General features: G+C 40.1%; 35 protein-coding genes and 1 riboswitch. Of the genes, 13 read left to right on the forward strand and 22 right to left on the reverse strand.

Annotation, left to right across the window (positions count from 1 at the left end; genetic code table 11):
* Nucleotides 1-9: 9 nt before the first annotated feature.
* Nucleotides 10-828 (reverse strand): hypothetical protein, encoded by an 819-nt coding sequence (locus M3196_RS15540; RefSeq protein WP_251323231.1) that lies wholly within the window; start codon nucleotides 826-828, stop codon nucleotides 10-12.
* Nucleotides 829-1,049: 221 nt separating this feature from the next.
* On the opposite strand from M3196_RS15540, the gene M3196_RS15545 reads away from it, so the two are divergent.
* Nucleotides 1,050-1,781 (forward strand): Bax inhibitor-1/YccA family protein, encoded by a 732-nt coding sequence (locus M3196_RS15545; protein ID WP_251323232.1) that lies wholly within the window; start codon nucleotides 1,050-1,052, stop codon nucleotides 1,779-1,781.
* Nucleotides 1,782-1,815: 34 nt separating this feature from the next.
* Here the strand turns inward: M3196_RS15545 and M3196_RS15550 are convergent, their stop codons facing one another.
* The 4 genes from M3196_RS15550 to M3196_RS15565 all read right to left on the reverse strand — a co-directional run bounded on the left by M3196_RS15550 (nucleotide 1,816) and on the right by M3196_RS15565 (nucleotide 4,432).
* On the reverse strand, nucleotides 1,816-2,463 hold the full coding sequence (locus tag M3196_RS15550; protein ID WP_251323233.1) for a hypothetical protein: 648 nt from the start codon (nucleotides 2,461-2,463) through the stop codon (nucleotides 1,816-1,818).
* 63 nt (nucleotides 2,464-2,526) lie between these two features.
* Nucleotides 2,527-2,679, reverse strand: a complete 153-nt coding sequence (locus M3196_RS15555; RefSeq protein WP_251323234.1) for a hypothetical protein — start codon at nucleotides 2,677-2,679, stop codon at nucleotides 2,527-2,529.
* A 130-nt stretch (nucleotides 2,680-2,809) separates the two neighbouring features.
* A complete protein-coding gene (locus tag M3196_RS15560) occupies nucleotides 2,810-3,253 on the reverse strand; it encodes a DUF6376 family protein (protein ID WP_251323235.1) in 444 nt (147 codons plus the stop codon).
* A gap of 123 nt (nucleotides 3,254-3,376) precedes the next feature.
* Nucleotides 3,377-4,432: a hypothetical protein gene (locus M3196_RS15565; RefSeq protein ID WP_251323236.1), complete on the reverse strand. Its 1,056-nt coding sequence runs from the start codon at nucleotides 4,430-4,432 to the stop codon at nucleotides 3,377-3,379.
* A gap of 89 nt (nucleotides 4,433-4,521) precedes the next feature.
* A riboswitch (cyclic di-GMP riboswitch) is annotated at nucleotides 4,522-4,605 on the reverse strand.
* A 103-nt stretch (nucleotides 4,606-4,708) separates the two neighbouring features.
* On the opposite strand from M3196_RS15565, the gene M3196_RS15570 reads away from it, so the two are divergent.
* Entirely contained in the window at nucleotides 4,709-4,903 is a 195-nt protein-coding gene (locus tag M3196_RS15570) for a hypothetical protein (protein ID WP_251323237.1), read from the forward strand.
* Between the two features lie 49 nt (nucleotides 4,904-4,952).
* Here the strand turns inward: M3196_RS15570 and M3196_RS15575 are convergent, their stop codons facing one another.
* The 9 genes from M3196_RS15575 to M3196_RS15615 all read right to left on the reverse strand — a co-directional run bounded on the left by M3196_RS15575 (nucleotide 4,953) and on the right by M3196_RS15615 (nucleotide 9,476).
* Nucleotides 4,953-5,363, reverse strand: coding sequence for a CBS domain-containing protein (locus M3196_RS15575; protein WP_251323238.1), 411 nt, complete (start codon nucleotides 5,361-5,363; stop codon nucleotides 4,953-4,955).
* Between the two features lie 91 nt (nucleotides 5,364-5,454).
* On the reverse strand, nucleotides 5,455-6,582 hold the full coding sequence (locus M3196_RS15580) for an ATP-binding cassette domain-containing protein (RefSeq protein WP_251323239.1): 1,128 nt from the start codon (nucleotides 6,580-6,582) through the stop codon (nucleotides 5,455-5,457).
* A 12-nt stretch (nucleotides 6,583-6,594) separates the two neighbouring features.
* Entirely contained in the window at nucleotides 6,595-7,101 is a 507-nt protein-coding gene (locus M3196_RS15585) for an ATP-binding cassette domain-containing protein (protein WP_251323240.1), read from the reverse strand.
* A 267-nt stretch (nucleotides 7,102-7,368) separates the two neighbouring features.
* Nucleotides 7,369-7,809 (reverse strand): Hsp20/alpha crystallin family protein, encoded by a 441-nt coding sequence (locus M3196_RS15590; RefSeq protein WP_251323241.1) that lies wholly within the window; start codon nucleotides 7,807-7,809, stop codon nucleotides 7,369-7,371.
* Between the two features lie 13 nt (nucleotides 7,810-7,822).
* Nucleotides 7,823-8,023 (reverse strand): spore germination protein GerPB, encoded by a 201-nt coding sequence (locus tag M3196_RS15595; RefSeq protein ID WP_251323242.1) that lies wholly within the window; start codon nucleotides 8,021-8,023, stop codon nucleotides 7,823-7,825.
* On the reverse strand, nucleotides 8,020-8,415 hold the full coding sequence (locus M3196_RS15600; protein WP_251323243.1) for a spore germination protein GerPE: 396 nt from the start codon (nucleotides 8,413-8,415) through the stop codon (nucleotides 8,020-8,022). The genes M3196_RS15595 and M3196_RS15600 overlap by 4 nt, the downstream gene beginning before the upstream one ends.
* Nucleotides 8,416-8,425: 10 nt before the next feature.
* Nucleotides 8,426-8,596 (reverse strand): spore gernimation protein GerPD, encoded by a 171-nt coding sequence (locus M3196_RS15605; protein ID WP_251323244.1) that lies wholly within the window; start codon nucleotides 8,594-8,596, stop codon nucleotides 8,426-8,428.
* Entirely contained in the window at nucleotides 8,571-9,197 is a 627-nt protein-coding gene (gerPC, locus tag M3196_RS15610; RefSeq protein ID WP_251323245.1) for a spore germination protein GerPC, read from the reverse strand. The genes M3196_RS15605 and gerPC overlap by 26 nt, the downstream gene beginning before the upstream one ends.
* A gap of 57 nt (nucleotides 9,198-9,254) precedes the next feature.
* Nucleotides 9,255-9,476: a spore germination protein gene (locus M3196_RS15615; RefSeq protein WP_251323246.1), complete on the reverse strand. Its 222-nt coding sequence runs from the start codon at nucleotides 9,474-9,476 to the stop codon at nucleotides 9,255-9,257.
* Nucleotides 9,477-9,632: 156 nt separating this feature from the next.
* On the opposite strand from M3196_RS15615, the gene M3196_RS15620 reads away from it, so the two are divergent.
* The gene (locus tag M3196_RS15620; protein WP_251323247.1) at nucleotides 9,633-9,851 is read left to right on the forward strand and encodes a spore germination protein; all 219 of its coding nucleotides are present in this window, start codon (nucleotides 9,633-9,635) and stop codon (nucleotides 9,849-9,851) included.
* A gap of 12 nt (nucleotides 9,852-9,863) precedes the next feature.
* Entirely contained in the window at nucleotides 9,864-10,349 is a 486-nt protein-coding gene (locus M3196_RS15625; protein WP_251323248.1) for an Hsp20/alpha crystallin family protein, read from the forward strand.
* Between the two features lie 46 nt (nucleotides 10,350-10,395).
* Here the strand turns inward: M3196_RS15625 and M3196_RS15630 are convergent, their stop codons facing one another.
* Complete coding sequence (locus tag M3196_RS15630) at nucleotides 10,396-11,142, reverse strand: AIM24 family protein (RefSeq protein WP_251323249.1); 747 nt, start codon at nucleotides 11,140-11,142, stop codon at nucleotides 10,396-10,398.
* Between the two features lie 99 nt (nucleotides 11,143-11,241).
* On the opposite strand from M3196_RS15630, the gene M3196_RS15635 reads away from it, so the two are divergent.
* On the forward strand, nucleotides 11,242-11,583 hold the full coding sequence (locus M3196_RS15635; protein ID WP_251323250.1) for a DsrE family protein: 342 nt from the start codon (nucleotides 11,242-11,244) through the stop codon (nucleotides 11,581-11,583).
* A gap of 121 nt (nucleotides 11,584-11,704) precedes the next feature.
* Here M3196_RS15635 and M3196_RS15640 read toward each other — a convergent pair whose 3' ends face one another.
* Nucleotides 11,705-12,067 (reverse strand): YggT family protein, encoded by a 363-nt coding sequence (locus M3196_RS15640; protein WP_251323251.1) that lies wholly within the window; start codon nucleotides 12,065-12,067, stop codon nucleotides 11,705-11,707.
* 56 nt (nucleotides 12,068-12,123) lie between these two features.
* Nucleotides 12,124-12,942, reverse strand: coding sequence for an aminoglycoside N(3)-acetyltransferase (locus tag M3196_RS15645; RefSeq protein ID WP_251323252.1), 819 nt, complete (start codon nucleotides 12,940-12,942; stop codon nucleotides 12,124-12,126).
* A 171-nt stretch (nucleotides 12,943-13,113) separates the two neighbouring features.
* On the opposite strand from M3196_RS15645, the gene M3196_RS15650 reads away from it, so the two are divergent.
* The 3 genes from M3196_RS15650 to M3196_RS15660 are packed head-to-tail and all read left to right on the forward strand — an operon-like array spanning nucleotide 13,114 to nucleotide 16,681.
* Complete coding sequence (locus M3196_RS15650) at nucleotides 13,114-13,866, forward strand: DeoR/GlpR family DNA-binding transcription regulator (protein ID WP_251323253.1); 753 nt, start codon at nucleotides 13,114-13,116, stop codon at nucleotides 13,864-13,866.
* Nucleotides 13,863-14,774, forward strand: a complete 912-nt coding sequence (gene pfkB / locus M3196_RS15655) for a 1-phosphofructokinase (RefSeq protein WP_251323254.1) — start codon at nucleotides 13,863-13,865, stop codon at nucleotides 14,772-14,774. Before M3196_RS15650 ends, pfkB begins: the two co-directional genes overlap by 4 nt.
* Nucleotides 14,775-14,803: 29 nt before the next feature.
* Nucleotides 14,804-16,681 carry a PTS fructose transporter subunit IIABC gene (locus tag M3196_RS15660; RefSeq protein WP_251323255.1) on the forward strand — a complete coding sequence of 626 codons (1,878 nt, stop codon included), beginning with the start codon at nucleotides 14,804-14,806 and terminating at the stop codon, nucleotides 16,679-16,681.
* Nucleotides 16,682-16,724: 43 nt separating this feature from the next.
* Here the strand turns inward: M3196_RS15660 and M3196_RS15665 are convergent, their stop codons facing one another.
* Together M3196_RS15665 and nhaC are read right to left on the reverse strand one after the other, a co-directional pair.
* Nucleotides 16,725-16,916: a hypothetical protein gene (locus M3196_RS15665; protein ID WP_251323256.1), complete on the reverse strand. Its 192-nt coding sequence runs from the start codon at nucleotides 16,914-16,916 to the stop codon at nucleotides 16,725-16,727.
* Nucleotides 16,917-17,025: 109 nt separating this feature from the next.
* Complete coding sequence (nhaC, locus tag M3196_RS15670; RefSeq protein WP_251323257.1) at nucleotides 17,026-18,429, reverse strand: Na+/H+ antiporter NhaC; 1,404 nt, start codon at nucleotides 18,427-18,429, stop codon at nucleotides 17,026-17,028.
* A gap of 171 nt (nucleotides 18,430-18,600) precedes the next feature.
* Between nhaC and M3196_RS15675 the strand changes: the two genes are divergently transcribed.
* Complete coding sequence (locus tag M3196_RS15675; protein ID WP_251323258.1) at nucleotides 18,601-19,071, forward strand: NUDIX domain-containing protein; 471 nt, start codon at nucleotides 18,601-18,603, stop codon at nucleotides 19,069-19,071.
* Between the two features lie 201 nt (nucleotides 19,072-19,272).
* Here the strand turns inward: M3196_RS15675 and treR are convergent, their stop codons facing one another.
* The 3 genes from treR to treP form a co-directional block, all read right to left on the reverse strand.
* Nucleotides 19,273-19,989, reverse strand: a complete 717-nt coding sequence (treR, locus tag M3196_RS15680) for a trehalose operon repressor (RefSeq protein ID WP_251323259.1) — start codon at nucleotides 19,987-19,989, stop codon at nucleotides 19,273-19,275.
* A gap of 26 nt (nucleotides 19,990-20,015) precedes the next feature.
* Nucleotides 20,016-21,704: an alpha,alpha-phosphotrehalase gene (treC, locus tag M3196_RS15685; RefSeq protein ID WP_251323260.1), complete on the reverse strand. Its 1,689-nt coding sequence runs from the start codon at nucleotides 21,702-21,704 to the stop codon at nucleotides 20,016-20,018.
* Between the two features lie 330 nt (nucleotides 21,705-22,034).
* Complete coding sequence (gene treP / locus M3196_RS15690) at nucleotides 22,035-23,438, reverse strand: PTS system trehalose-specific EIIBC component (protein ID WP_251323261.1); 1,404 nt, start codon at nucleotides 23,436-23,438, stop codon at nucleotides 22,035-22,037.
* A gap of 305 nt (nucleotides 23,439-23,743) precedes the next feature.
* Here treP and pdxK point away from each other — a divergent pair, with 305 nt between their 5' ends.
* The 4 genes from pdxK to M3196_RS15710 all read left to right on the forward strand — a co-directional run bounded on the left by pdxK (nucleotide 23,744) and on the right by M3196_RS15710 (nucleotide 26,161).
* Nucleotides 23,744-24,556: a pyridoxine/pyridoxal/pyridoxamine kinase gene (pdxK, locus tag M3196_RS15695; RefSeq protein ID WP_251323262.1), complete on the forward strand. Its 813-nt coding sequence runs from the start codon at nucleotides 23,744-23,746 to the stop codon at nucleotides 24,554-24,556.
* 118 nt (nucleotides 24,557-24,674) lie between these two features.
* On the forward strand, nucleotides 24,675-25,025 hold the full coding sequence (locus M3196_RS15700; protein WP_251323263.1) for a YojF family protein: 351 nt from the start codon (nucleotides 24,675-24,677) through the stop codon (nucleotides 25,023-25,025).
* A gap of 15 nt (nucleotides 25,026-25,040) precedes the next feature.
* The gene (gene bshB2 / locus M3196_RS15705) at nucleotides 25,041-25,685 is read left to right on the forward strand and encodes a bacillithiol biosynthesis deacetylase BshB2 (protein WP_251323264.1); all 645 of its coding nucleotides are present in this window, start codon (nucleotides 25,041-25,043) and stop codon (nucleotides 25,683-25,685) included.
* A 215-nt stretch (nucleotides 25,686-25,900) separates the two neighbouring features.
* Nucleotides 25,901-26,161 (forward strand): spore morphogenesis/germination protein YwcE, encoded by a 261-nt coding sequence (locus M3196_RS15710; protein ID WP_251323265.1) that lies wholly within the window; start codon nucleotides 25,901-25,903, stop codon nucleotides 26,159-26,161.
* Nucleotides 26,162-26,451: the final 290 nt, after the last annotated feature.

Below are 26,451 nucleotides of genomic sequence, written 5' to 3' on the forward strand. Positions count from 1 at the left end.
CATAAAAAATTAAAGAGCAGTTTCCGGTGGTCTTGATGGCGGTGCGTTCACCCATTGACTTCTCAAGAGGTCCATTCTGCTAAAATACACAGAAACCTTTTCACTATCAGTAAAGATCAGCGGCAGAACCAGATTAGCCTTAAAGCTGGCTGATGCTGCAGCTCCATTTCCAACATCCTTTCCGGAAGTGGAATGAGAGGAAGTTTGCCCTGCATTTACTGGTATTGCCTTTGATGCTGGCTGAACAGGGATTTTTTCAGAAGGAATATCAATTGGAACCTTTGGAACAAGCTTTTTCAGCTGTTCTTTATTCTTCGGTTTTAAAGATTTCTTCTCTTTTTGATCCTCTGTCAGCATATAAGGCAGCACTGATTTGTTCTTAGGTGCTTCTGTATGTATATAACTTGATGTCTCAGCCTTTTTCTTAACAGACTGTTTTATTGGAACATTCTTTTTAAGTTGTCCTTGAGGAACTGATTTTTTTATTCCGTTCGTATTTTCCTTTTTTTGAGGAGACTCTGTTTTCACAGCTGCAGGGTTCGTTTGCCTTACTTCAGTACTTTTTTCAGAACCGTTTGAGACGCGTGTTTTTTCTTTAGATTTCTGTGGCTTAGCCTCAGAAACTTCTGGTTTTGACACATTCTCTTTGCGTTCTGCCTGCTTAGGAATATGATCCGTTGCTTGATCCTGTTTAAGTTCCGATTGGTTGTTTTGTTCAGCAGTGGCATTACGTTTTTCTGCATCTGCTTTCTCAGCAAAAACTTCAGCCGGAATAAAAAGGACGGCACCCGCGATCAAACCTTGCATAATAAGGTTTGGTATTCGCACAAATTCACCTCCCTTCTTTCATCTATATAATACTACCAATTTGTGTGATATTTGTCGGTCTTTGTCCAAATTAGTCATTATTTCCTAAAGAGCCATAATTTCAAAAAAAATACAAGAGGAAGTTTGCCTTAAAATGAAGAGAAGTAAACAGCGTGTGAATGAAACTTTACCTGCAGAAAAACGTATAGCTAAAGAGAAGAACGAGAATAGGGGGATTTTATATGAGAAGTGCTAATCCTGCTTTGAAAGGTACAACCTTTGATAAATTCAGAGGAATATCTGTCGGCAAACAGATGACACTGTCTGGGACAGTGTATAAAACATTGATTTTATTGATAGTTTTAATGGCTTCTGCTTTTTATACTTGGCATCAATATAATTTAGGTAATACTGTAGGATATTTAATCTTAACAGGTTTAATTGGTGGGCTTATTACAGCTTTAATTATTGCTTTTGTTCCAAGAACAGCCCCGCTCCTTGCGCCTGTTTACGCAGCACTGGAAGGACTGGCAGTTGGCGGAATATCCGCAAGCTTTGAATCTCAATTTAATGGGATTACTCTCCAGGCTGTTGCTTTAACATTTGGAACATTGTTTGCCCTACTTCTTGCTTATATGTTTCGGATCATAAAAGTCACACACAATTTCAGATTGATTGTTTTCTCTGCTACTGCAGGGATCATGCTAGTCTATCTTACAAGTTTTATCTTAGGATTTTTTGGAATCAGCATTCCCTACCTTCATAGCACAGGACCTATCGGCATTGGCATTAGCTTATTTATTGTCGTTATAGCGGCGCTGAATTTAGTACTGGATTTTGACTTTATTGAATATGGGGCTAATCAGCGGGTTCCCAAATATATGGAATGGTACGGTGCATTCGGTTTAATGGTAACATTAGTCTGGCTTTATTTTGAGATTCTTCATCTCTTGGCAAAGCTTAGACGAAACTAAAACAAGAAGAGAAGCCAAATCGGCTTCTCTTTTCTTATAAAAAAATCATTATCCATCTGTTGATTGTCCAAATCACGATACCGATGTTAACAGCATAAAGTCCGAGACCCATTAACTTATTTCCTTGCATAATAAGCTGCACGAAGTATAAAATCCCCCAAAGAACGAGAATTAACACCGCCCATAGTAAATCGGTGAATTCTCCGTTCATTATTGCTCCATAGCCGTAGATTAAGGTATAAGGCATTAACAGAATAGCTGAAAGAAAATACAAACTATGCACGGTGTGTCTGCTCAATGAGTCTGAAAGAGGAGCTGATTTTACCGCTAAGCTATACAATAAAGCAATTCCAAAACCGAACCCGAGAAAGAAGATAACCTGAAAAATATCATAAAAAAGTATCGGTAAAACTTGAAATGCTTCTGCCCAGTGTATTCTGCTATAAAACAAAAGCCAGAGAACAATAGTTACTACCGATATAGACAGAGCCGTTTTGATTCCCTTCCAAACGGTAGTCGCTATTAAAAAAATACCTAGAATAAAAAACGCAAAACCCAGCAGCTTGCTGGAAAATAACAAAAGAAAACTATAAAAACAGAGAAGAACGGCAAACGCAATATGAAAAATGTAATCATACTTTGTATGTTCAGCTTGTTTGAATGTATGGTTTATTGAAATCATGCTGCACCTGCCAAGTCTAGTCGTGTTTATCAATTTATCGTCATAAAATTGGTTTACCTTAAATTATTCTTTAGGTACCTTACCAACACCGCGAATGTGCCACAAGTTAATAAGTTCGATTCGTTTACGATATTGCTTTGCCTGCAGCTTTCCGTTTTTGTATCTTTTTTTTACCAGCTGCAAGTAATCTTCAATCTTAAGATGATAATCATTCATGCTATCCACCCTCACCATTTTTCTCATTGTCATATTCCCGAATCTAGTCGATTTGTAACATAAAATATGAAAATACATGGCCAGGATAGGAAAAAACAGCTACAAACATCGCAGCTGCTATATTTTTAGATTATTCGCCGAGCTTTTTAATTTGTGTTAATAGGTCTGAATAAACCGCAATCTCATCCAATAAACCGGTTTGTTCGAGCAGATCAGCATTTAGTTTCCCATCTTTTACGATTGTTAAATATTTATCTATTCCCTCTTGAAGGGCATTATTGTGCTCGATCACCTGGTTATGAACATCCTCAAACACGGAAGGTGGTGTCAATTCCCCAAACTCACTAATGTCTGTTTTCATTTCTTCCAGCATCTGTTCAAGTTCAGCTTTCGCTTTCGGATCGTTTACTGCCGTTTCTGCAAGTGCTGAAATTTCTTTTGAAAATTGTTGTACATCATTAATATATTCAGTGGCTTCAGGTACATAGTTCAGACCGTTCGTTACTTCATTCACTGCAGAACAACCACTTAATACAGTGATAGATAACAAAGCTGCCAGCAACGTTTTTTTCATTTTTTGTCTCCTCTTTCCTCAATTTTCCGGCAAAAGATTAAAGTGAAAAACGCCCTGTTTAAACGGAGCGTTTACATTCCTTCTTATTCTCTTCATACGCTGATGAGCGTTCAAAGTTTCGTTTTACTTCCTCAACGAGTAAAAAAGATCTGTGAACTTATCAATCACGTTATTTAGTTTCAAGCTTTCTTTTTCACCATAAACCTTTGATTTTAAACGCTCAGGATCAATAGAAGCGAGTTCCTTCATATAGGCTTCAATCTTTTTTAATACCGCATTAAAACGTTCGAGCGAAATTTCTTTTTTATAAACCTTAGAATCCATCATACGTTCTTCAAAAAGTTTCTGCACTGTTTCGTTAGAAAATTTAATGTCTACTGCCTTACGTGTGCCATACCCGTCCACCACATAGAACATTGTGGTTCCTTCTGATTTTTTGTTAGGATCCGAGAACGTTATTTTAGAAGTGAGACTGCCAACTCTAACCTCCAGCTTAAAAGAACCTGGTGAAAAAACCTGATACGGAGCGGGTGTAATCACCGGGTTGGTCACTGGCGGAATTGGAATAACCGGATTTGATTCCTCAGCTGGCAATGGAGCTTCAATATCGTTTCCCGGATTATCGTTATGATTTTCAGGGACAGCAGGGTCATGTTCCTTAACGGATTTTTCCATTTGATACCATAACAATTCCCGTACAGTTTCTAATAATTGGTGGGCAGACTTCATATGTTTCTTTACTTGTCCTTGCGGAGCTTTTTCCAATAAAGTCTCCAGATCATTTTTCAGACCAGATAAAAACTTATCCAAAGACTCATACATTTCTTCCCTATAAGAATCTGCAGCTGCTTCAGCAGATTCATCCAACTCACTTTTAATGGTATGTATAAAGTCTGCTGAGCTCTCAGCTAATTCATGTCTCCAGTTGTTATAGATCCGTTCCGCTTCTTTAGCGTCTTGGTGCTTTTTTTCTATGTCTTTCTTTGAATATGTTTTAAAGGGGTTAGATTCATTCGTATTTCTTTTATCATAAAAATCTTCTCTTTTTTCTTTTTGGGGTTTTACTGTAGATACTGCTTCAAGATGCTGGACCTTTTCATTATGCTTATTCTTAAAATGACCATATGCAAAATGATTTCCCCGATCATATGAAGATGCAAATGCTGCATGATTTAACACCTTAAAACCCCCTTTTCCCACTAATTTTTTGTGATTGTTCTTGTTTTTTGGGACAAAATAAAAAAGCCCACAACAGAAGATAATATCTTCTACATGCCGGCCGGTTGCATCACTAGCTCCACATACTTATAGATGCCCAAATGAAAAGTATGCTTCCTCACTTCCTTAAGCTGTAATTGGTTACAACTTAAAAATATTCCATTAATTTCAATTATATAACAAAAGACATAAACAACAATATATTTTTTCACTTTACACAAAAGAAAGGTGATAATTATGAACAGCAAAGATAATGCTTATGAAGGAAAAGATGATTTATATCTGGATATTGATAGAATGATAAACGAAGGAATGGCTGGCGGAACTGTAGCGGATACAGAAGACTTAAGACAAATCGGATATGATTCAGGAATTACTTCTCAAGAAGAACCGCCTAATATTACTGATGAACGAAAAGAAAAGACGAAATAAAAGCAGAAAAAAGATGCCACTCAGGGGGCATCCTTTTTTGTTTTTAGCATTATAAAGGTTTTGAGATCTCCGTAAGTGCGTCTCCAGCTTTATCGTTGTCTTCATGTTTAACAGCTAAATCGCCTAATGAAACAATACCCACAACCTTGCCATTATCCAAAACAGGAAGCCTGCGGATTTGATATTCAGACATCAGCTTTTTTGCTTCGTCAACCGTCATTTCAGGAGTTCCAGTTACAGGATCGAGCGTCATAACATCTCTGGCAATTCCTTCGATATTACCATCAGCTACACAGCGAATAACGATATCCCGGTCTGAGACAATCCCTTTAAGTTCTCCATTTTCATAGACAGGTATAGATCCTACACCTAAACTTTTCATCTTTTCCGCAACTTCCGTAATTTTTGCATTTGGTTCACACGTCTCAATATCTACAGTCATAATATCTCTTAATTCCATTTTATCGCCTCCCATAGGTAGTGATACGGTATTCCTGTACCTTTTTCTGAAGGAAGCTAAACCTATTGCAACAGATTCAACACTAAGTTTATTAAGTTTTTAACTGCCTGATTTCTTTTAAAACTTCCAGATACCTTTGATCGAGCTCCTTTTTTCTATCTTCTTTTACGTTTGAAGAAAGCTGCCCGATTAAATCTGTCATTTCAAGCTCGAGTTTCATTAATTTTTCCTGCTGATCAGGTGTTCTATTAACTGACTTACTACCTGTATTTTTATGATCTGTGTACTCCCTATAAGTTCCTTCAAACCAATTTGCTTTTGGCGGTTGAAGATCCAGTACATGTGTGGCTGCCTTTTCCATTAATCTTCTATCATGCGTGGCTAGAATAAACGTGCCAGGATAGGCAATCAGAACCTCTTCTAATGCTTCTCTTGTAAACAAATCCATATAATTCGTCGGCTCATCCAGCAATAGCAAGTTGTGGTCATTTAAGAAAAGCTTAGCTAATGCTGTTTTCATCTTTTCCCCGCCACTCAGAACCTCAACTTTTTTGAAGACATTCTCACGCTTAAATAAGAGCCTCGCCAAAATAGTTCTGACCCATGTCTCATCATACAAGCTGTTTTCCATGACATTTTCTAAAATACTTTTAGAGTCATCCAATATGTTCAGGTGCTGGTGAAAATAACCGATTTTAAGCTGCTTTGATTTTTCGATATTCTCGTGGCCACGATAGATGGCTTCTAATAGCGTTGATTTTCCGGTTCCGTTTTTTCCCGTCAATACAACCTTCATACCCGGTTTTATCGTAAAAGTTACATCATTAAACAGTTGACGCTCACCGAATGCAACAGAGAAATCTTTCACAACAAGAGCTTGTTTCCTATGAATAACAGAAAAACGCTGAATATCAAAATCAATTTTTGGCTGTTCTTTTGGCTTTTCTTTCTTATCCATCATCTCAATTCTCTTTTCAATTACCTTCGAGCTTTTCTCTAAAGACCTCCTTGCATTCTGGAATTTCATTTTTCCTAATTTCGCTTCACTATGAGACATGCGTGCTGGTTTATCTTTCATGCTCTTTGCTTTTGACACTTTTTCTTTTGCGGCATTCTTAAGTCTTTCTTTTTCCTTTATATACTGCTCATATTCAAATTGCTGCCGCTCCAGCTTTTGCTCTTTTTGAACAAGATACTCTGAAAAATTACCTTGATACAATGTGAAAGTTTGCTAATCAAGTTCGATGATCTTGGTACAAACCGTATCCAGAAAAGCTCTGTCATGGGATACTAGTAAAACTGCACCATGATGATGGTTCAAAACTTTTGCAAGCTGATCCATTCCGTCCATATCCAAGTGGCTTGTCGGTTCATCCAATATTAGAATGTCAGGCTGCTGTTCAAGAGCAGCTGCAATTTGTGTCCGCGTCTTTTCTCCTCCGCTCATCGTTTCAAAGCTTTTGCCTTTTAGATTCCAAAGCCCTTCGCTTCTTGATGTTATTATCTGTGAATTCTCCTCAAACTGACTGACCACAGCAAACGTACCGAAAAGATGAACATATCCGGTATCTGCCTCTTCTGCCCCAGTCAAGAGTTTGAGGAATGTTGATTTCCCTGTGCCATTCAGTCCCACTAATCCAATACGTTCTTTGTTAAAGAGCTGAAAAGGCTCAGATTGTTTTAAAATACATTTTCCTTTGTATGATTTTTCAAGTCCTGCCGCTTCTAATAAAAGCATAAAAAAAACCTCCCAGTTTACTAGAGAGGTCTGCCCACGCCAAATATCGCAAAAAACCACTATAAATACGGTTTTTTGGCAACAAAAAAACAGGCATGTAGTTAAGTCCTAAAATGGGCAGAGAAATCCTATCTAGCGTTCTACTTTATTCATTCAAGTAAATGGCTAAAAATAAGATTAATTGCTCATTGGACGTATGCACCTGTTCCTTCCGTTATTTTTCTAAATTGTAATCGATATCCTAATCGATAGTCAAGGGGCATTTCTTTACTCCTGTACCCAATGTAAATTAACTTTTCTTTGATTGGCACCAGGTCTCGTGTCTTTCAGCATTCGGATAAAAAGCAGACCTTTCCTGTAATGCGCTTGAACAGGATCTTGATGCACCCGCACAGGCAGCGTGATCTCCCGCCTAAACTCGCCAAGCTGAAATTCTTCTGTATTCAGTCGATATGAATCGAGTACAATAGATAACTTTCCTTGCACAGTCAGTTTAAATGGATCAACGAGCACTTCTACGTCATCCGTACGGTTCAGTCCAGGCAGAGCCAGCACACAGCAAATTTCTTGAGGTGTTTCGTATATGTTGCAAAGCGGATTTTCATGCCTTATTTCAGAACTCGGTGCCTGATTAGGGGCAAAGAACTGATCTCCAAAATATTCTTCAGCCATCCTTTTCCAGTCCATCATTTGTTTCCATGTGTCCATTCATATTCACCTCTTATGAAGGCGGTCCTAAAGGAACGGAAGGAGTATCAGGATCAGGAAGTTGAGGAGCCGGACCTGTAAAACCGCCTGTGTTAAATAATTGCGAGACCGGTTGTATAACGCCAGCACTGCCGATCTGGAGCACTGAGGAATTTTGAATGCCTTCTACTTTTAATTGCTGAATGACTATGGTCTGGCTCACAAACAGATTCATGATTCCTCCTCCTCAATATCTGGATAAGGATTTTTTAAAAAGTGACGAATGTGCTTTACGCGGGATTGCAAAGTCATCTCGCAAACAGAGCCAATATGAAGAAGCGCAGAACTCGATACACCCAGAATATCAATCTTGCAAACGCGTATAAAAGGATTAGCATTGAACGTTTTTTTGATTTTTACCGGCGGACATACCGGAATGACAACTGGCTGCGAAAAAATATCGTACTTGTTTAACGGGATATCCAACCTGCCGAAATCTGTGCGCTCTCTTTGAATAGCAAGAGCTGCTGAAAAGCATTGAATTTTTTCCGTATCTCCTGTTTGGAGAACGGAAGCTGATGTAAGTGAATTTATGATCACTTCGTCAACAGCAGAAGTCCTGTACATTTCCTCACCTCTATAGCGGAACGAGTGATGATCCTAAAACAAGCGACTCTGGAGGGGTGTCAAAAGCCGACCCAAGATTGATGCAGTCGGTATCTCCTACTAAAACAACCGATGATAGACTTACCCCAATGATGTGGATCTCACCTACAAACAACTCATGGTTGGTTACGCAAAATTTCACTCTCGCCACCTCCGTCTGACTTTGAATCTTTTAGATGAACAATAAAAGTTTCGATTCCTCTATAAATATCTTCTTTCGTTTTTTGAAGAATATCTTTCCGTCCCCGCTCATCTTTTGGTTCATATTTTGTAAGGTAGTGCTTAATTCTGCCCGGCACTTGCCGCTGAACATCTTCTAATATAAAAACGCGATACGATTCATCAAGCGGAACATTTATTTTCGTTTCAAGAGATTTCAGGTATATAGGAGCTTCTTTGACAAAGAACTCATCCATCGCTTTTATCATTTCACTGTAATTAGGGTTTTCAATGACACTCCGCTTCATTTGTCCTGGCATCTGAACTGTATTTTGACCGATATTGAATTGCTCGATCAAATCCTTGCTCTCAGCAGAATGGCCTAAGCCGATATGAAGTGTGCCCTCAAGCTTTTCTACTTTTAATTGATCAAACTTATATTCTACCGTTTGGGGTTTTGAAGCCATTTCTTTTACCTGCTTTTTTAGTTCTTTTATTTGATGTTCCAGTTCTTTCATTTTGTCGTTTTGAACTTCAATCATCTGCTTAAGCTTGCTCAAATAATAGTTATTTTCCTCGTGCATACACAATCAGCTCCTTAGTAAGTTGTATGCCTTCTTACTAAAGAATTTGCATGCCGCTTAAAAATTTGTAGCGTTATTACTGTCATTCACATCTGGATCTTGTGTATGAGTAACGTTGTAGCCATTATGCACGCGAAGGTTATCACCCGTATTAAATGAACCTGCACCCGCATAAGTTTTGGCATAACTTACCGGGCAGATTGTCTGGACATCACCGATATGAAATACAGAACCGCTAGATACGGCGTTTAAAGATATCTTTCCTACGATAGCCGGCATACACGTTCAGTCCTTTTTAAAGTTCTCCTCATATGCTATGCATACGCCCATCTTCCTGTGATAAAAAACATCCATTCACCTTTAGGCTCTTACCTACATAAGCTATCTCGAAGGACGACGTCACACTCGTAAATCCTAAAAAAAGGAGGTGTTAAAGTGCCCTGTTTGATTGTTGCACCTATCAACATCAATGCGGCAGAAGGAGTTGTTAATTTCGGCGATACATTAGTAATCAATCCTAAAACGACAGGTAAGGGATATAGCGGCTCTGGCGGCGGAAATACAGGGAACTTTATTCAGACAATAAATGTTGTCAGTGCAACTAACACGCTGGATCCTGATGTTTTTGATTCTAATAATGCCGGCAATGCGTAGGAGGTATCGCGGATGTTTGGAAAAGGTCCTTTAATGCCTTTCTTTAATAACCGTTCTATGGATGACTGGCTAAAGTCGTTTGAACAGTTTGTTAATAAGGGGATAACCCAATTTGAGCAATATGCAGATCAGTTATCATTCGAGGTAGAGACAGAAGAAACACCTCAGGATTACAGAATTTATGCAAATCTTAAAGAATATCAGCCTGAAGATATTCAAATAGAAGTCCTTAATCAAGGGCTTCAGATCAAAGCCCAAAAAGAAGAAATTCATTCGGTGAAAAATAAGCGTACCGGTCATTTTCAGGAAAGAAAATCCATGAAACGGACAGAGCGATTTGTGCAGCTGCCTTTTATGTTTAGAAATGAAGATATTAAGGCGCAATACAACAGCGGTATTTTAATGATTACCGTTAACAAGAGTGGTGGAGAAACTGCTAATCCAACTGTTCCGATTGAGGTTCCAAAAGAGAATAACGAAAACGAATTTGAAGAATAAAAATAAAAGGCCCCTCACTTTTAATCATGAGGAGCCTTTTATTTTGTTAACGGCCTAAAGTCGGAGCCAGCCAGACCTCACCAGTTCCTTCAAACACATGCAAATATCCTTCACCGCTTGTAGCAGATCCAATGATGGAAGAAGATGAACGTTTTACCGAAAAGTTGATCTCTCCCTTTCTTAGCAAAGCAAACGTACCGTCGACTTGTAGTTTTTCATCATTAAGTTGTACCTTCATGATCTGATTTAATGGAACCGGGCTTTGAAGGACACAGAATCCTGAACCTTTTAGTTTTGTCTGAAATAATCCTTCATCCCCTTTAATGGACGAAGTTAGTTTTTGCCTTGCAACTCCTAATTGAACAGTCGGCTCTGCTGCATAGAACATTCCTTTATCCGCTACCACTTCTTCATCGTTCAAGTCCATTAATAAATAGTGGCCATAGGAAGGCTCTAAGTAGATCTCACCTGTTCCTTCATAAAGCGGTTTAAATAGTGATTCATCCGTTAAAATATTGGACGCCATCTTTTTCATAAAACCGCCTACACCGCCTGCGTTGCTTTTCAATTGCAGATCACCCTTCATGAACTGAAGTGCACCTGCTTCAGCCTGTACAGCCCCTTGCCGAAGTGTAATCCTGACTTGTTTCAGCTTAACTCCTGTTTCTTTTGCGTAATAAGATGAACTTGACCCAGCATTCGTAATGGGCAGTTGATTATATTCCAGGACTTCAAACGTAGCGCGGCGTCCTTCTTGTTTTTCAATAACTGTAAATAGAGATTCATTCATCATTATCACCCTCCTTTTACTAGCATACCAAAGAGTCTCTTAAGCTAGTCAAAGCATGTTATAATTCACATAAACGATAAAAAAGAGAGGTGTGATTTTTTTATGCAAAATAAAATCATTCTAGTCACTACAGATTCTTTTGGTACCGGTAACGATCCTGCTCTTGGTGAAAATGTGATGGAGACATATTTCACTGTATTGAAACAGCATTCAGACCTTCCAGCAGCTATCTTTTTTATGAATCGCGGGGTTTTTTGCCTGACGGATCAGTCACTTTGCTCACTCCACCTAAAAGAGATCGAAGAAAAAGGCGTAAAAGTCTTCGGTTGTAAAACATGCGTTGATCACTACAATGTTGAGAACGAACTGGCAGCTGGAGAAATATCCGGAATGGCACACTTCGTAGAGCTTTCAGCGAAATATGAAGTCATCACGATCGCTTAGTACATAGGTTTAATGAGGGAGATGGATAAAAACGTCCATCTCTTTTCTTATTATCCATATTTCAAAAAAGAACAACCAAAAAAATACACCCCAAATGGCTGGAGTGCATCGTTTTATCTATTTATCTGCGTTTTTCTTTTATAATTCTCTTGTCATGTGATGTTGGCTCTTCTCTGATTACGGTCTCTCTGTGAACTGGATCTTTCCTGGCTGAAAAAAGACGCTTAAGCAGCATGCCCACAACTCCATATACAATGATGGCAACAATTGTAGACAGCTCGACAACAAAACCATTCGCTAATTCGATGTTCGGGAAAATGGCTGCGAAAGGAAGCAGCAGCGGCTGGCTTAATCCGTAAATGAGCTGTGCGAATGCAGCTCCTTCATTTGCATTGAACAATTGAAAGATAAAGCGTAAAACTAAAATTAATTGTATGATACCTAGAATAAATGAAATTATCGTTGCAGGTACGGAACGTCTCATAACAATTCCCTCATTTCAGATGGATTTGCTTTTAAGATACCCGTTAATATTGCACTTTAAGCATTTGTGTCACGCTTTGATGCATTATCGTAGTTGATAAGCCATTTTTGTGTAAAGTCTACAAGTTCGACTTGCGGAATCAGCCGGCAATCCGCTAATCCTGCTCTTCCTTTTTTAACAGGAAGACCCGCTTCTTCATAATCTTTTCCGATCTCCTCAAATAATTCTTCACGGTAAGAGATTTGCGTGAAAGTCTTCCATACTCGTTTTCCATCCAAATAAAATGGTCCAGCATTTTCTTCTATTTTTGGCTCCGGAACACGATGTTCTGCTAAATGCATCGTCGTATTTGAGTCATAACCAACGCCAATCAGCAGCACATAGCCACCGAGTTGATACATTTTTCCAAGCGGCGACTCTTCTCCTAGCGCAAAGTCCAATGTTTGACCGTTTATGATTGTTTCTTTATTTTTCCCCCACGCTGCAAACGATTCAGTTGGATGGTTACTCCTTATGACACCTGGAAACGTCCGAAAAGCTTCAACAATCGCTCCCATAAAATAAGTGGGTGTTACCACAGGATCAAACGCAGGCATTTCTTCTCGAATAACAGGCCACCAATCTTTTGGCACAGGCGGATTCATCCAGCCAGCCGGGTCAGAATAATGCGCTGTATGCGCCGGCATTATGAGCGTGCCTTCTTCAGTTATAACATCCATTAAAGCCTGTACGACAGCTACTGGTCCTCCCACTACCCAGCCTAGAGATTTTAAAGAGGAATGCACGATTATTGTCATACCCTCGTTCAAGCCAAGCTTGCGAAAATCCTCCGCTAAAATTGATCTCGTTTTCGGAAAATCCGTTTTTAATTCCATACTTTCACTCTTTTCAAAATGATGTCCTTACCATTATACAAGCAGATGGATGGTAATGGTTAATGATTATTGTTGATTGTTTTTGATTGAATTTGATTGTTTTTGATTGAGAAATGTAAGGGCTTACGTTAAACTAAAATCAATGAATGCAGACTTTTGGAGGTTTACCCCATGTTAACTCCTGAGAGACATCGAAAGATCATTGAACGATTAGGCGAAAAGCAAGTCGTTACGATACAAGAGCTGGTTGAAGCGACATCTTCTTCCGAATCAACTATACGGAGAGATTTAAGCCAGCTTCAAAAAGAAAAGAAACTTAAACGTGTACACGGAGGTGCTTCTCTTTTACATCAAAAAAGTGAAGAGTTAAGTGTTGTTGAAAAGTCAGCCAGAAATTCTTCAGAAAAAGAAAAAATCGCTCACTTTGCAGCAAACATTGTGAATGATGGCGATTGTATCTATATTGATGCTGGGACGACAACCCACCTGATGATTCCTCATTTGAAGGATAAAGAAATAACAGTGGTAACGAACGGCATTTCACATCTTGATGCTTTGATCGACCATCAGATTACGACATATGTAGTCGGGGGTCTCGTTAAACCAAAAACAAAGGCACTTGTCGGCAGCGGAGCCCTTAACAGCTTAAGCTCTTACAGGTTTGATAAATGTTTTATGGGAATAAACGGCATACATCTTGATGCAGGGTTTACTACACCTGATCCTGAAGAAGCTGCAGTAAAACGCCTGGCGATCTCTCTTTCACAAGAGGTATTTATTCTGGCAGATTACAGTAAGTTCAATGAAGCCTCGTTTTCAAAGGTTGCTGATTTGAACGAAGCTGTCATTATAACAAACGAATTGGATGAAGATGCTGCGTATGATTTTGAAGATAAAACAAACATAAGGGTTGTGACACCATGATATATACTTGCACACTCAATCCATCCATAGATTATGTCGCAAGAGTAATAGATTTTAAAGAAGGCCATTTAAACAGAACTGAAACTGCACAAATGTATCCCGGCGGAAAAGGAATCAACGTTTCAAGAGTCCTTAAAAGGCTTGGGGTTAATAGTACCGCCTTAGGATACTTAGGGGGCTTTACAGGAGAGTTCATAAAGGATTTCCTATCGAGCGAAGAGATCACCCACAATTTCATTTCTGTTTCAGATTCTACAAGAATAAATGTGAAACTCAAATCTGAAAAAGAAACAGAGATTAATGGACTTGGACCAAGTATTTCTGATGCTAAACAGCACGAATTGCTTGAAAAAATACACACCATGAATGAAGGCGACTATCTTGTCTTAGCAGGCAGTATCCCGCAATCCATCGCAGACGATTTTTACGGGGAGATTGCAAAAAAGTGTCTCCAAAAAGGCATTAAAGTCGTTATTGATACTACAGGAACAGCCCTAATAAAAACTTTTCCGTACAAGCCATTTTTAATAAAGCCTAACCATCATGAGTTAGGTGACCTTTTTCAAACGAAAGTTGAGAGTATGGAAGATGCCGTTTTCTATGGAAAGAAACTGCTGAATGAAGGCGTACAGAATGTCATTGTTTCAATGGCTGGCGAAGGCGCGATTTTCCTTAATAATGACCAAGCACTTTTTGCAAACGTACCTGCTGGAACTGTGAAAAATTCAGTTGGTGCCGGAGACTCAGTCGTAGCAGGCTTTCTTTCTCAAATCGTCCGGAACAGCGACTTTCAAACGGCCTTTCAATATGGAGTTGCTTCCGGCAGTGCTACTGCATTTTCTGAAGATCTTTGTAAAAACGAGCTGGTTGAGAAGCTGCTGAGAGAAATTTCTGTACAAGAGATATAAAAAATTTAATCTTTTGGAGGGTTGAAATTATGAAAATTACAGATTTACTAACGAAGGATACCATCATATTACATCTAGAATCCCATTCTAAAGAGACAGTAATTGATGAACTTATCGATAAACTGCACTCTGCAGGAAAATTAAATGATAAAGAAGAATACAAAAAGGCAATTTTAGCAAGAGAAAGTCAGAGCACGACCGGGATAGGCGAAGGCATTGCCATTCCGCATGCAAAAACAAATGCTGTCAGCCAGCCTGCGATCGCATTTGGCCGCTCTAGAGATGGGATTGATTATGAATCTTTGGATGGCCAGGATGCTCATTTATTCTTCATGATTGCAGCTTATGAAGGAGCCAATAATGATCATTTAGCGACTCTTTCAAGACTATCCAGCTTTTTAATGGATGCCGGATTTAGAAAAAAACTAGATACGGCTGCAACGAAAGAAGAAATCTTGCAAGCTATTGATGCAAAAGAAAAAGAGATGGAAGCAGAAGTTGACCCTATCGTGTCAGCCTCCCGTCAAAAAATTTTAGCGGTTACAGCCTGTCCGACAGGTATTGCGCATACGTATATGGCTGCCGATTCTCTTAAAGCAAAAGCGAAGGAAATGGGCGTAAATTTAAAAGTTGAAACAAATGGTTCGAGTGGAATCAAAAATGGTCTTACAAAAAAAGATATCGAAGAAGCCGACGCGATCATTGTAGCAGCCGATAAGCAAGTGGAAATGGACCGCTTTAACGGCAAGCATGTTATTCAGGTTCCCGTTGCACAAGCGATCAGAAAACCTGAAGAACTCATTCAGCAGGCACTCGATCAAGATGCGCCGGTTTACAAAAGCAGCGGAAACTCACAATCTAATGAAAAAAATAATACGGCTAAACATGGAAGATCCGGATTTTATAAGCATTTAATGAGCGGTGTATCAAACATGCTTCCATTCGTTGTTGGAGGAGGTATCTTGATTGCGATCTCGTTCATCTTTGGGATTAAAGCATTTGACCCTAATGACCCTTCTTACCACCCAATAGCTGAAGCACTGAATACCATTGGAGGCGGGAATGCCTTTGCTCTGATGATTCCTGTACTTGCCGGTTTTATCGCGATGAGTATCGCTGACAGACCTGGCTTTGCTCCTGGTATGGTCGGCGGATTCATGGCAGCAACAGGCGGAGCTGGATTTTTAGGTGGATTGATCGCAGGCTTCTTAGCTGGTTATCTCGTGGTTGGATTAAAGAAAGTGTTCAGCACATTACCTGATTCATTAGAGGGTATCAAGCCTGTCCTTTTATATCCTCTGTTCGGAATTTTGTTAACAGGTCTGATAATGATGTACATTGTGATCGAACCTGTAAAAGCGCTGAATGATGCGCTGACAGTCTGGCTAAAAGGAATGGGAACTGGGAACCTCGTATTGCTTGGGTTAATCTTAGGCGGTATGATGGCCATCGATATGGGCGGCCCTATCAATAAAGCAGCCTTCACATTTGGTATTGCGATGATTGATGCTGGAAACTTCGCACCGCATGCTGCCATTATGGCTGGTGGAATGGTTCCGCCGCTTGGTCTTGCTTTATCAACAACATTATTCAAAAAGAAGTACACGAAAGCAGAAAGAGAAGCAGGTAAGACGAACTACATCATGGGTGCTTCCTTTATTACGGAAGGAGCTATTCCATTTGCAGCTGCCGACCCAGGACGTGTCATCCCTGCAGCAATTGCAGGATCAGCTGTTGCAGGAGCACTTTCCATGGTGTTTGGCATCGGCCTCCCAGCACCGCATGGCGGGGCATTCGTTATTCCGATCGTAAACGGTAATCCTCTTCTTTACATCTTGGCAATTTTGATCGGTGCAGCCGTGACTGCGTTTATCGCTGGTTTCTTAAAGAAAGAGGTAAAACAATAAAGAGCAAAAAGAGGGTTCCCCATTGAAGGGAACCCTCTTTTCCTTATGTGGACCATGCTTTTGGTGGGGCTTTTACAGTACGTGTTCTTTTATTTATTACACGTTCGCCCATTATCGATGGTGTTTCATCCAAACACGTAATAACCGTTTCGCCCCAACGAGGATCAGTTTCGCCCCAAAGGTTTGAGGTTTCACCCCGTGAAGCTTTATCTTCACCCCAAGCATTATTTTCCAACTTAAAATTCCGCCTAGAAGAACGTCAACAATACAAAGATTTCATAAATAGCGAAGAAAAAGACTCAAAAGGCTTCTTCCATAACCTGATGAGTCTCACTATTCTTACTTTATGCGGCTGCATGTTCGCTTTTGTCTGTTTTTGATTTTTTCTGGCCGATGCTCCAGCCTGTGTACGCAAGCAACAGTGTAAACATTGGTGATAACCAAAGGAACAATGCGTATGGGATGTATTCAATAACTGATACTCCTAACGTTGATGCAAAGAATGCACCACTGACACTCCATGGTACGAGCGGATTCACAAGTGTTCCTCCATCTTCTACTGTTCGCGACAGGTTCTTTAATGGTACACCTGATTTTACATAGGCATCTTTTAACGCCTGACCCGGCAAAAGAATGGACAAGTACATCTCGCCTGCAAGCAAGTTAATTCCTACTGAGGAAGCCAAGGTTGTTGCAATAAGCTTCCCTGCTTTTTGCGTTGTGTTTTTTACAGCTCCAAACAATAGATCGAACAATCCAAGTGCTTGAATCACTCCGCCTAACGCTAAGGCAATGACTACAAGCGAAATCGACCACATCATCGATAATAATCCGCCTTTGTTTACGATACTGTCTACTGTACCGTTGCCGGTTTCCGTCTGTAAGCCGTTTTGCATAATGTTCATCACTTTTTGTACTGTCAAATCTGGTATCAAGAAAAATGAGACCGCGATTGAAACAACCACACCTGCTAATAAAATCGGAATGATCGGAAGTTTTCTAAACGCTAAAACAAGTACAACGATTGGTGATATAAGAGTTACTGCATGTATCGGAAATTCATTGGAAAGTACAGATTGAATCTGTTGAATTTCCTCAAAGTTAGCGGCTCCCGTCCCTTTTCCACCAAGAACAAAAAATGCAATAGCAGTTAGAATAAAGGCGGGTACTGTTGTCCACATCATATGGCGAATGTGATCAAACATGTTCACACCAACAACACCAGGTGCAAAGTTAGTCGAATCTGATAAAGGTGACATCTTATCTCCAAAACATGCTCCAGATACAACTGCTCCTGCTGCCAATGCAGGATTCACACCTAACACATGTCCGATTCCCATAAGAGCGACTCCAACTGTACCAACAGTTGTAAAAGAACTTCCCGTAAATGATGAAACGATCACTGTAATAAGGAGTGCGCTGACAGCAAACCATTCTGGCTGAATGATATCCATACCATAAAACAGCAGAGTAGGAACTGTTCCGCTTAACATCCAGCTTGCAATAACAAGGCCAACTGTTAAAAGAATCATAATCGGCTGCAGACCAGCGATGATGCCATTGAACATACCTTTTTCGAGTGTTTTCCAGCTGGCTCCAAATACCGCACCAACTGCCGACAATAAAACTAAACAAGCCAGCAATGGAATGTGAGGCTCAACTTTTGTATATACAAGACTCGTAAACATAACAGCAAAGATCGCTGTAAATAAAACGAGCGCTATCGGTAGTGAGATTTGTTTTTTCATAAGGATATTTCCTCCGTTCGTATAAATCACAAGATTTCACTTACACGCTTAAACGCTTTTATGCGTTGAAGTGAATGAGTAACTGTTTAAATACTAACGGACTTTACAGATGCTGTCAACACTTTAAGAGTGGTAAATTAAAGGAGAGAATGATTCCGGAGGGTGCTGCAATTGTATAAAATTCGAAGTTCTGTGAAGGCTTTAATCATCCATGATCACCATTTACTCACAATAGAAAAGAAAAGCGAGCGCAATAAAAAATACATTTTACCAGGTGGCGGTCAGGAATTTAATGAAACATTATCCGATGCAGTTGTCCGTGAATGTATGGAAGAACTTGGTGTGAAAACCCAGGTTGAAGGACTTGTATGGGTGCGAGAGTTTATAAGCAAAAATCACATATCTGATCAGTCTAAGGACAATCAAGCGCATATTGTGGAGCATATCTTTGAAGCTTTTTTGATGGAGATTCCAGAAAAGTTTGAGCCAATTGTGCCTGATTCCACTCAAACGGGTGTTGTTTGGCTGCCGATTGACCGGCTTTCGGAGTATAACTTCTATCCTCAGGAGCTGATTCCGATGATTCAAGCGATAAATATCGGTAAATATTTCCATAAGGGGTATGTTGGGGATATAAATTAGTAGCTAATTACGATGAATCCAAAAGTTTTGCTGTTGAATCCACGAGTTTTAGGGGGAAATCCAAAAATTTTGCTCTTCAATCCAGAAATTACAGGCATTTATCCACGAGTCTACATTTGCCGACAATAAACGACACCACCACTGCCAAAAAACTAACAAAAAAAGGAGCGAGGCAACTTCCCCCTCTCTCCTTTCGTTCTTCTATCTACCCCGTCTTGCAAAATCCACAAATCGGAATTTGTCTAACCGGTGGCGTGATTCTGTATATTGAAAAAGGCTTGCATCGTCTAGATACACATAGTTTTTAACGACAACAACATGCTGAAACCCATCTAAGTCCAGCAGTTGTTTATCTTCATCTGTACAATCGACAACCACGATTTCTTTTTTCGCAAAGCTGATCGTTAACCCCAGCTCTTTCTCTATATAAGCGTAAATGGATTTTTCCGCGATTTCTTTTGACAGCTTCGGAATGTACGTTTTTAAAAAGAAATCCTTATCTAAAATGATGTTTTCCCCGTCAATTTGTCTAGAACGAATAACCTTCCAGACAAGTTCATCCTCATCTGCCTGAAGCTGCTGCTGTAAAAAGCTGTCCGGTTCTATTAAGCCAAAATCATGAACAGTCGTTACACTGGTTTTCCCCATCGTTTCTGACAGCTCTTGAAAGCTTACTAAGCCAGAGACAGGGAAACTTAACTTATTCGTTTCGAGAACAATCGAACCTTTGCCGCGGATTTTTTGGATAAATCCGTTCTGAGACAAAAGATTGAGAGCTTTTCTAACCGTTTCTCTCGATGTATCATAGCGGTCGGCTAGCTCGTGTTCGGATGGAAGCTGTGTGTTTGCCGGAATAATACCCTGTCCAATCTGTGAAGATAATTCTTGATAGATTTCTTGAAATTTATTTTTTCGCATCTTTATTCACCATGCTTATTGTAGCACTATTTAATCAAGTGAAAAACGACAGATTCATACGGTCTCATTGTAAATGAAGAGTAATCCTCAGGTACAGATTCGTAGTTACTGATCAGCACATCTGCTTTATAGCCATCCAGAGCTATTCCACCTGGCAATGTGAACTGAGTCTCTTTCCCATAAAAATTATTAACGACAAGCAGTTTTTCACCATTTTCGCCATTACGGAAATATGCGAAAATTTCTGGGTGATCCTCTAAAATAAGCTCAAAATCGCCATAAGTCAAAACATTCAGTTCTTTTCTGATCTTATTGAGTTTCTGATAATGATAAAAGACAGAATCCTCGTCCTTAACCGCTGCTTCTGCATTTATTTCCTTGTAGTTCTTCGCAACCGGAATCCAAGGTTCACCCGATGTGAATCCGGCATTTTTTTCATTGTTCCATTGGACAGGCGTACGGGAATTATCACGAGACTTATGCTTTAGAATTTCTAAGATTTCTTCTTCACTGCGCCCTTCTTCTTTTAGAAGTTTAAACATGTTTAAAGATTCAACATCGCGATACTGATCGATCGAATCGAACTTCGGATTTGTCATACCAAACTCTTCACCTTGATAAATGTATGGTGTACCTTGCATCATATGGATCGTTGTTGCAAGCATTTTTGCTGATTCCACACGGTACTTCCCATCGTCACCATAGCGGGACACGATTCGCGGCTGATCGTGGTTGCACCAGAACAGCGCATTCCAGCCTCCGCCTTTATGCATTTCCACTTGCCAAGTGGAGAGAATATCTTTCAATTTTAAGAAATCAAAGTCTGCAATACTCCACTTTTCACCGTTCGGATAATCCACTTTTAAGTGATGAAAGTTGAAGGTCATACTTAACTCGTTTCGATCTGGATTCGTATACTTTACGCAGTTATCAATTGTCGTGGATGACATCTCTCCTACTGTCAGCACATCATACTTCGAGAAGACCTCTCTGTTCATCTCCTGCATATATTCGTGAACACGCGGTCCATCTGTGTAGAATTTACGGCCGTCACCAGGTGCCACTGACCCATCATCATTAGGAAACTCCTGATTTTTCGAGATCAGGTTAATCACGTCCAGACGGAAGCCATCAACACCTTTTTTAAACCAGAAGTTCATCATCTCATAAACCTTTTGGCGAACCTCTGTGTTTTCCCAGTTCAGATCAGCCTGCGTCACGTCAAAGAGATGAAGATAATACTGTCCTGTTTCCTCATCTAGTATCCACGCAGAACCTCCGAATTTAGAGATCCAATTGGTCGGCTCCCCGCCATTAACAGGATCTTTCCAGATGTAAAAATCGCGATATGGATTGTCCTTAGAAGAACGTGACTGCTCGAACCACTCGTGCTCAGTACTCGTATGGTTTACGACAATATCCATGATGATCTTCAGATCACGCTTGTGAGCTTCCGCCAGTAAACGGTCAAAGTCTTCCATCGTTCCATATTCATCAAATATTTTATAATAATCACGAATGTCATATCCATTATCGCGCTGAGGAGAATCATAGATCGGAGTGAGCCATAACACATCGACACCTAAATTCTTTAGATAATCTAATTTATCAATGATTCCTTGGATATCCCCTGTTCCATTTCCTGTTGTATCATTAAAACTTTTCGGATAGATCTGATATACAACTGATCGTTTCCACCATGGTTCCTTTTTCATATTTTCACCGCCATAAAATTTTTCATTATCAATGAAAACAACCGGAAAATTATGAGTCATCCGGTTGTTTTGTTTTTAAGCTCTATTCTAAAAGATTGTTGCTTTTGAATCGGAGCGGAAGGTGCGAGACTCCTGCGGGAATAGCGTGCCAACCACCTTCGCAAGGCATGCGACGAGGAAGCCGCTTCGGTAGTATTTTCTTGCAGACGCAGGAGCACAAATTCTTCCTTGAATACGAGTTTTTACCAACTTCCTCCAAGGCTCACCGTACGCCCGCGGAAAGCGAGCATCCTGTAACGGAAATCAACCACTTCTCATAGCAACAAATGCTTACTTCTCTTTTTTTACTTTTGCAAAGAGATACGTCAGTACAAAAGGCACGACAATAACGATACCCATGCCGATGAAGAATGAACCCCAGCTTCCAGGCAGGATTGAAAGGAATCCTGGAATTCCCCCTACACCAATGGAAGAGGCGCGTACGCCCGCAATAGTAATCACGATACCTGCGATTGCAGAACCAATCATCGCGAAGATAAATGGATATCTAAAGCGTAAATTCACCCCGAACATTGCAGGTTCTGTGATCCCAAGATAAGCAGATATAGCTGATGTTCCAGCAAGACCTTTAAGCTTTTCATCACGTGCAGCAACGAACATGGCAAGTGCAGCTGACCCTTGTGCGATGTTTGATAAAGCAAGCATCGGCCATAAGAACGTACCGCCAGTATTTGAAATAAGCTGCAGATCCACTGCTAAGAACGTATGGTGCATTCCCGTTACAACGAGAAGTGCGTAAAATCCTCCGTAAATCAATCCGCCTAACCAAGCAAAGTTGTCAAAAATAGATACGAAGAAGTCAGTTACAGCATTACCAATTGAGAACGTAATTGGACCAATAACGATAAATGCCAAGAATCCTGTTACTAATAATGTAATTGGTGCAACTAACAACAGCTGCAGCGAATCAGGAATGCGCTTTTTCAAAAAGAGTTCAATTTTAGCCAACACATAAGAAGCAATTAGGACAGGCAGCACTTGGCCTTGATACCCAACCTTTTCAATCGGCAGTCCAAAAAGATTCCACGTTGGAATATCCTTCGTTTTCCCGTAATCCCATGCGTTAAGCAGGTCTGGATGCACCAGCATAAGTCCCAGAACGATACCTAATAAAGGACTTCCGCCAAACTTTTTAACAGCTGACCATCCGATCAGACCAGGCAAGAAAACAAAAGCGGTATTCGCGATCAAATTAATGATTCCCGCAAGGTCTGCCCAGTTTTTATGAACATCAATAAATGATTTTTCATCATAAAAAATTCCCGGTCCAGTCAGGATGTTGTTAATACCCATCAATAGACCTGCTGTAACGATGGCAGGCAGAATCGGGATAAAGATATCAGCTAAGGCTTTGATCGCTCGTTGAAGCGGATTCAATTTCTTGCTTGCTTCGTCTTTAATGTCCTCTTTTGAAGCCCGTCCTGTACCAGTGATGTCGATAAATTCGTTGTACACTTTATCAACGGTTCCTTGTCCGATGACGACTTGATACTGACCGTTTGCTGAGAACGATCCTTTAACTAGATCAATATCCTCAAGTGCTTTCTCATCTACTTTCCCTTCGTCCTTCAATGCGAGGCGAAGCCGTGTGACACAGTGTGTAGCCGCAGATATATTATCTTTACCGCCGAGAGCCTCGACGATTTGTTCAGCTGTTTCACGGATTTTGCTCATTTACGTTCCCTCCTAGAAACCGTTTCCATTTTCACAGATAATAAAATGGACTCTTCAATGCTATACCCTTTTCTATCATGTGATGAAAACTATGACTTTAATCAAACTGTAGTTTGAAGCGTTTACATGTATCGCAAAACTTGTATATACATATCACAGAAATAATTTAACCTGTATATACAAATAAGTCAACCGCTTGATTCCGATTGGTGCTATTTGCTAATAGCCACAACTTTTCCTTTTCACTTTTTCTTTTGATATAATCTGTTACAGAAACAGAAACGAACTTAAAAGGAGATAATCGAATGTCACCTAAAAAAGCACTTACAATAGCGGGCTCTGATACTAGCGGCGGAGCTGGTATTCAAGCGGATTTAAAAACGTTTCAGGAGCTTGGCGTTTACGGAATGACTGCACTTAACGTTGTAGTTGCTCAAGATCCGCATCGCGACTGGTTTCACGAAGTATTCCTACTGCCAATCGATATGTTTAAAAAGCAGTTAGAAACCGTTGTCGCAGGAATTGGAGTCGATGCATTAAAAACGGGGATGCTTGCTTCTGTAGAAGTAATCCAAGCAACTGCCGAATTGATTGAAAAACATAATCTGCAAAACGTAGTCGTTGATCCAGTTATGGTTTGTAAAGGTGCTGAACCGCTTCACCCTGAACTGGCAAGTACGCTTCAAAACGTTCTTGTACCAAAAGCTACGGTTGTTACACCAAATCTTTTTGAAGCGGCACAGCTTGCAGGTATGGAGCCTATTACGACAGTTGAACAGATGATGGAAGCAGCTCATAAGATTAAAGCCAACGGCGCAAAATACGTAATCGTTAAAGGCGGCGGCAAGCTGGACCATGAAAGTGCGGTAGATGTTTTATATGATGGCAATGAATTTGAAGTATTAGAATCTGAGAGAATTGAAACAACGTGGACGCATGGAGCAGGCTGCACATTCTCAGCTGCCATTACGGCTGAGCTTGCAAAAGGCAAGTCGGTGCGTGAAGCGATTTTAACAGCAAAAGATTTTATTACAGAAGCCATTGCATCTGGTTTTGAACTAAACCAATATGTAGGACCAACATGGCACGGTGCATACCGCGACAAATTAAATAAGTAATTTTTATAGGGAGCCTGGTTCTTGCAATCAGCTCTCTTTCTTATGGCAGGCATATCATACACGATTTTCGACGTTTTGGATTATAATAAGTACATCTATCTAGCAGGAGTGTGAAGGTATGCAGCCTATTCAAGCTAATGATGTCCAGAACGCACTGGATCAACTTATTGGAAAAGAACTTTATTTGCATCTGGAAACGACAAATGGCGCTTATGCCAATCACAATAATGAATCAGTACTTACTGTTAATGCATATATCCGTAACGGAAAAGTAACCCCTTTATCTGGAAAAATCATGGGGATCGGCCCTTTTCGTGTCGGTTTAAAGATTGAACTTGGCTGGATTTATGCAGAAGGATTAACACATTGGGAAATCGACTCAGAAGGAAGGCTTCTTCTTGCGGGTCACGATCAGGAAGGCCGCCTGGCTGTCGCTCTTCAGCTCAGTTCTTCCCCATTTGATGTATAAAGGAGGTTATCATTCATGAACGATCACTTGTTAGTCATCTTTCCACATCCTGATGATGAGGCGTTCGGAGTATCAGGGACAATTGCCAAACACACGAAAAAAGGTTCACCCGTTACTTATATTTGCCTTACTTTAGGCCAGATGGGCAGAAACATGGGAAATCCGCCTTTCGCAACACGTGAATCCCTGCCGCTTATCCGTCAAAAAGAACTGGAGAATGCATGTGCTGCAGTTGGCATAGAAGACCTGCGGCAATTCGGATTGCGTGATAAAACAATTGAATTTGAAGACGAACAGCTCCTGGCTGACCAGTTTTTATCCGTAATTGAGGAAGTAAAGCCAGCGACTATTATTACGTTTTACCCTGGATACAGTGTTCATCCCGATCATGAAGCTACAGGCAGAGCAGTCGTACGTGCCGTGAAAGCTATGCCTGAAATGGAACGTCCTGAACTTTTATGTGTCGCATTCGCGAAAAATTCGGAAGAAGACCTTGGCGCACCTCACATCGTTACAGATGTTTCTGATGTTTTTGAAGATAAAATGAACTGCATTAAAGCACATCGCTCGCAGACACAATGGCTTGTTAATAGTGTAGAAAAAGATCCCGCGATGCTTGAATGGGTTCAAAAAGAAAGATATTGGCGCTTTCCACTATAAATGATAATCCTGAGAATCCGTTGCCTTATTGGGCTTCTGGATTCTTTTGTTTAGCATAAATCTTGAATTTTCAAAAAAATGTACAAATCCATGTGGCATTTTTCTCCTATTGTGGTATACTAAATGTAACAAATCGTTCACATTTTAGACGCTAATTTGTCAAAATTGTAAGCGCAAACAATACTTCAAGGGGTTGATATGTAATGGATGTTTTTATGGTTTATTTGTTTGTAGCAACTGCGACACCTTTATTCTTATGGAATGACAGTCGTAAGCTTGCACTCTTGCAGACGCCGTTTATCGCCCTGTTATGGACTTACGTTGGATTATTTATGGCATATGACAGTTTAAGCCTGTTTGTGCATAGTTTCTTTATAACGGTATTCATCGCAAACGTCATCTTTGCTCATTATGCAGCTTACGTCGTTTGGGGCCGTCCATATCTGGCGAAACGCAAAATGGAAAAAGACTATTAAGATTAACTTTGCTCCCCTCTTTAATTAGAGGGGTTTTTGCATTTTATGGTAAAAGTTTCTTTGAAAATATGGCGGTATATTAGGCTCTGTGCTCCTCTCATCTCCCCTCACCCTCTATAGCGTATATATCCAACTTTTCTTCCGTTTTCTTCACTTTTTGCCCGTTTTCTACACTATCTCACCAACCCCTGTTGTCATAAAATACAGCCATGATATACTGTTTAACGTTGTATTTTTGACCGGAACAGAAAACAAAAACAAAGAAAAATTATCTAAGAAAACAGGAGTGA

Origin of the sequence: Fictibacillus nanhaiensis, from assembly GCF_023715445.1 — a bacterium.
Taxonomy (GTDB): domain Bacteria; phylum Bacillota; class Bacilli; order Bacillales; family Fictibacillaceae; genus Fictibacillus; species Fictibacillus nanhaiensis_D.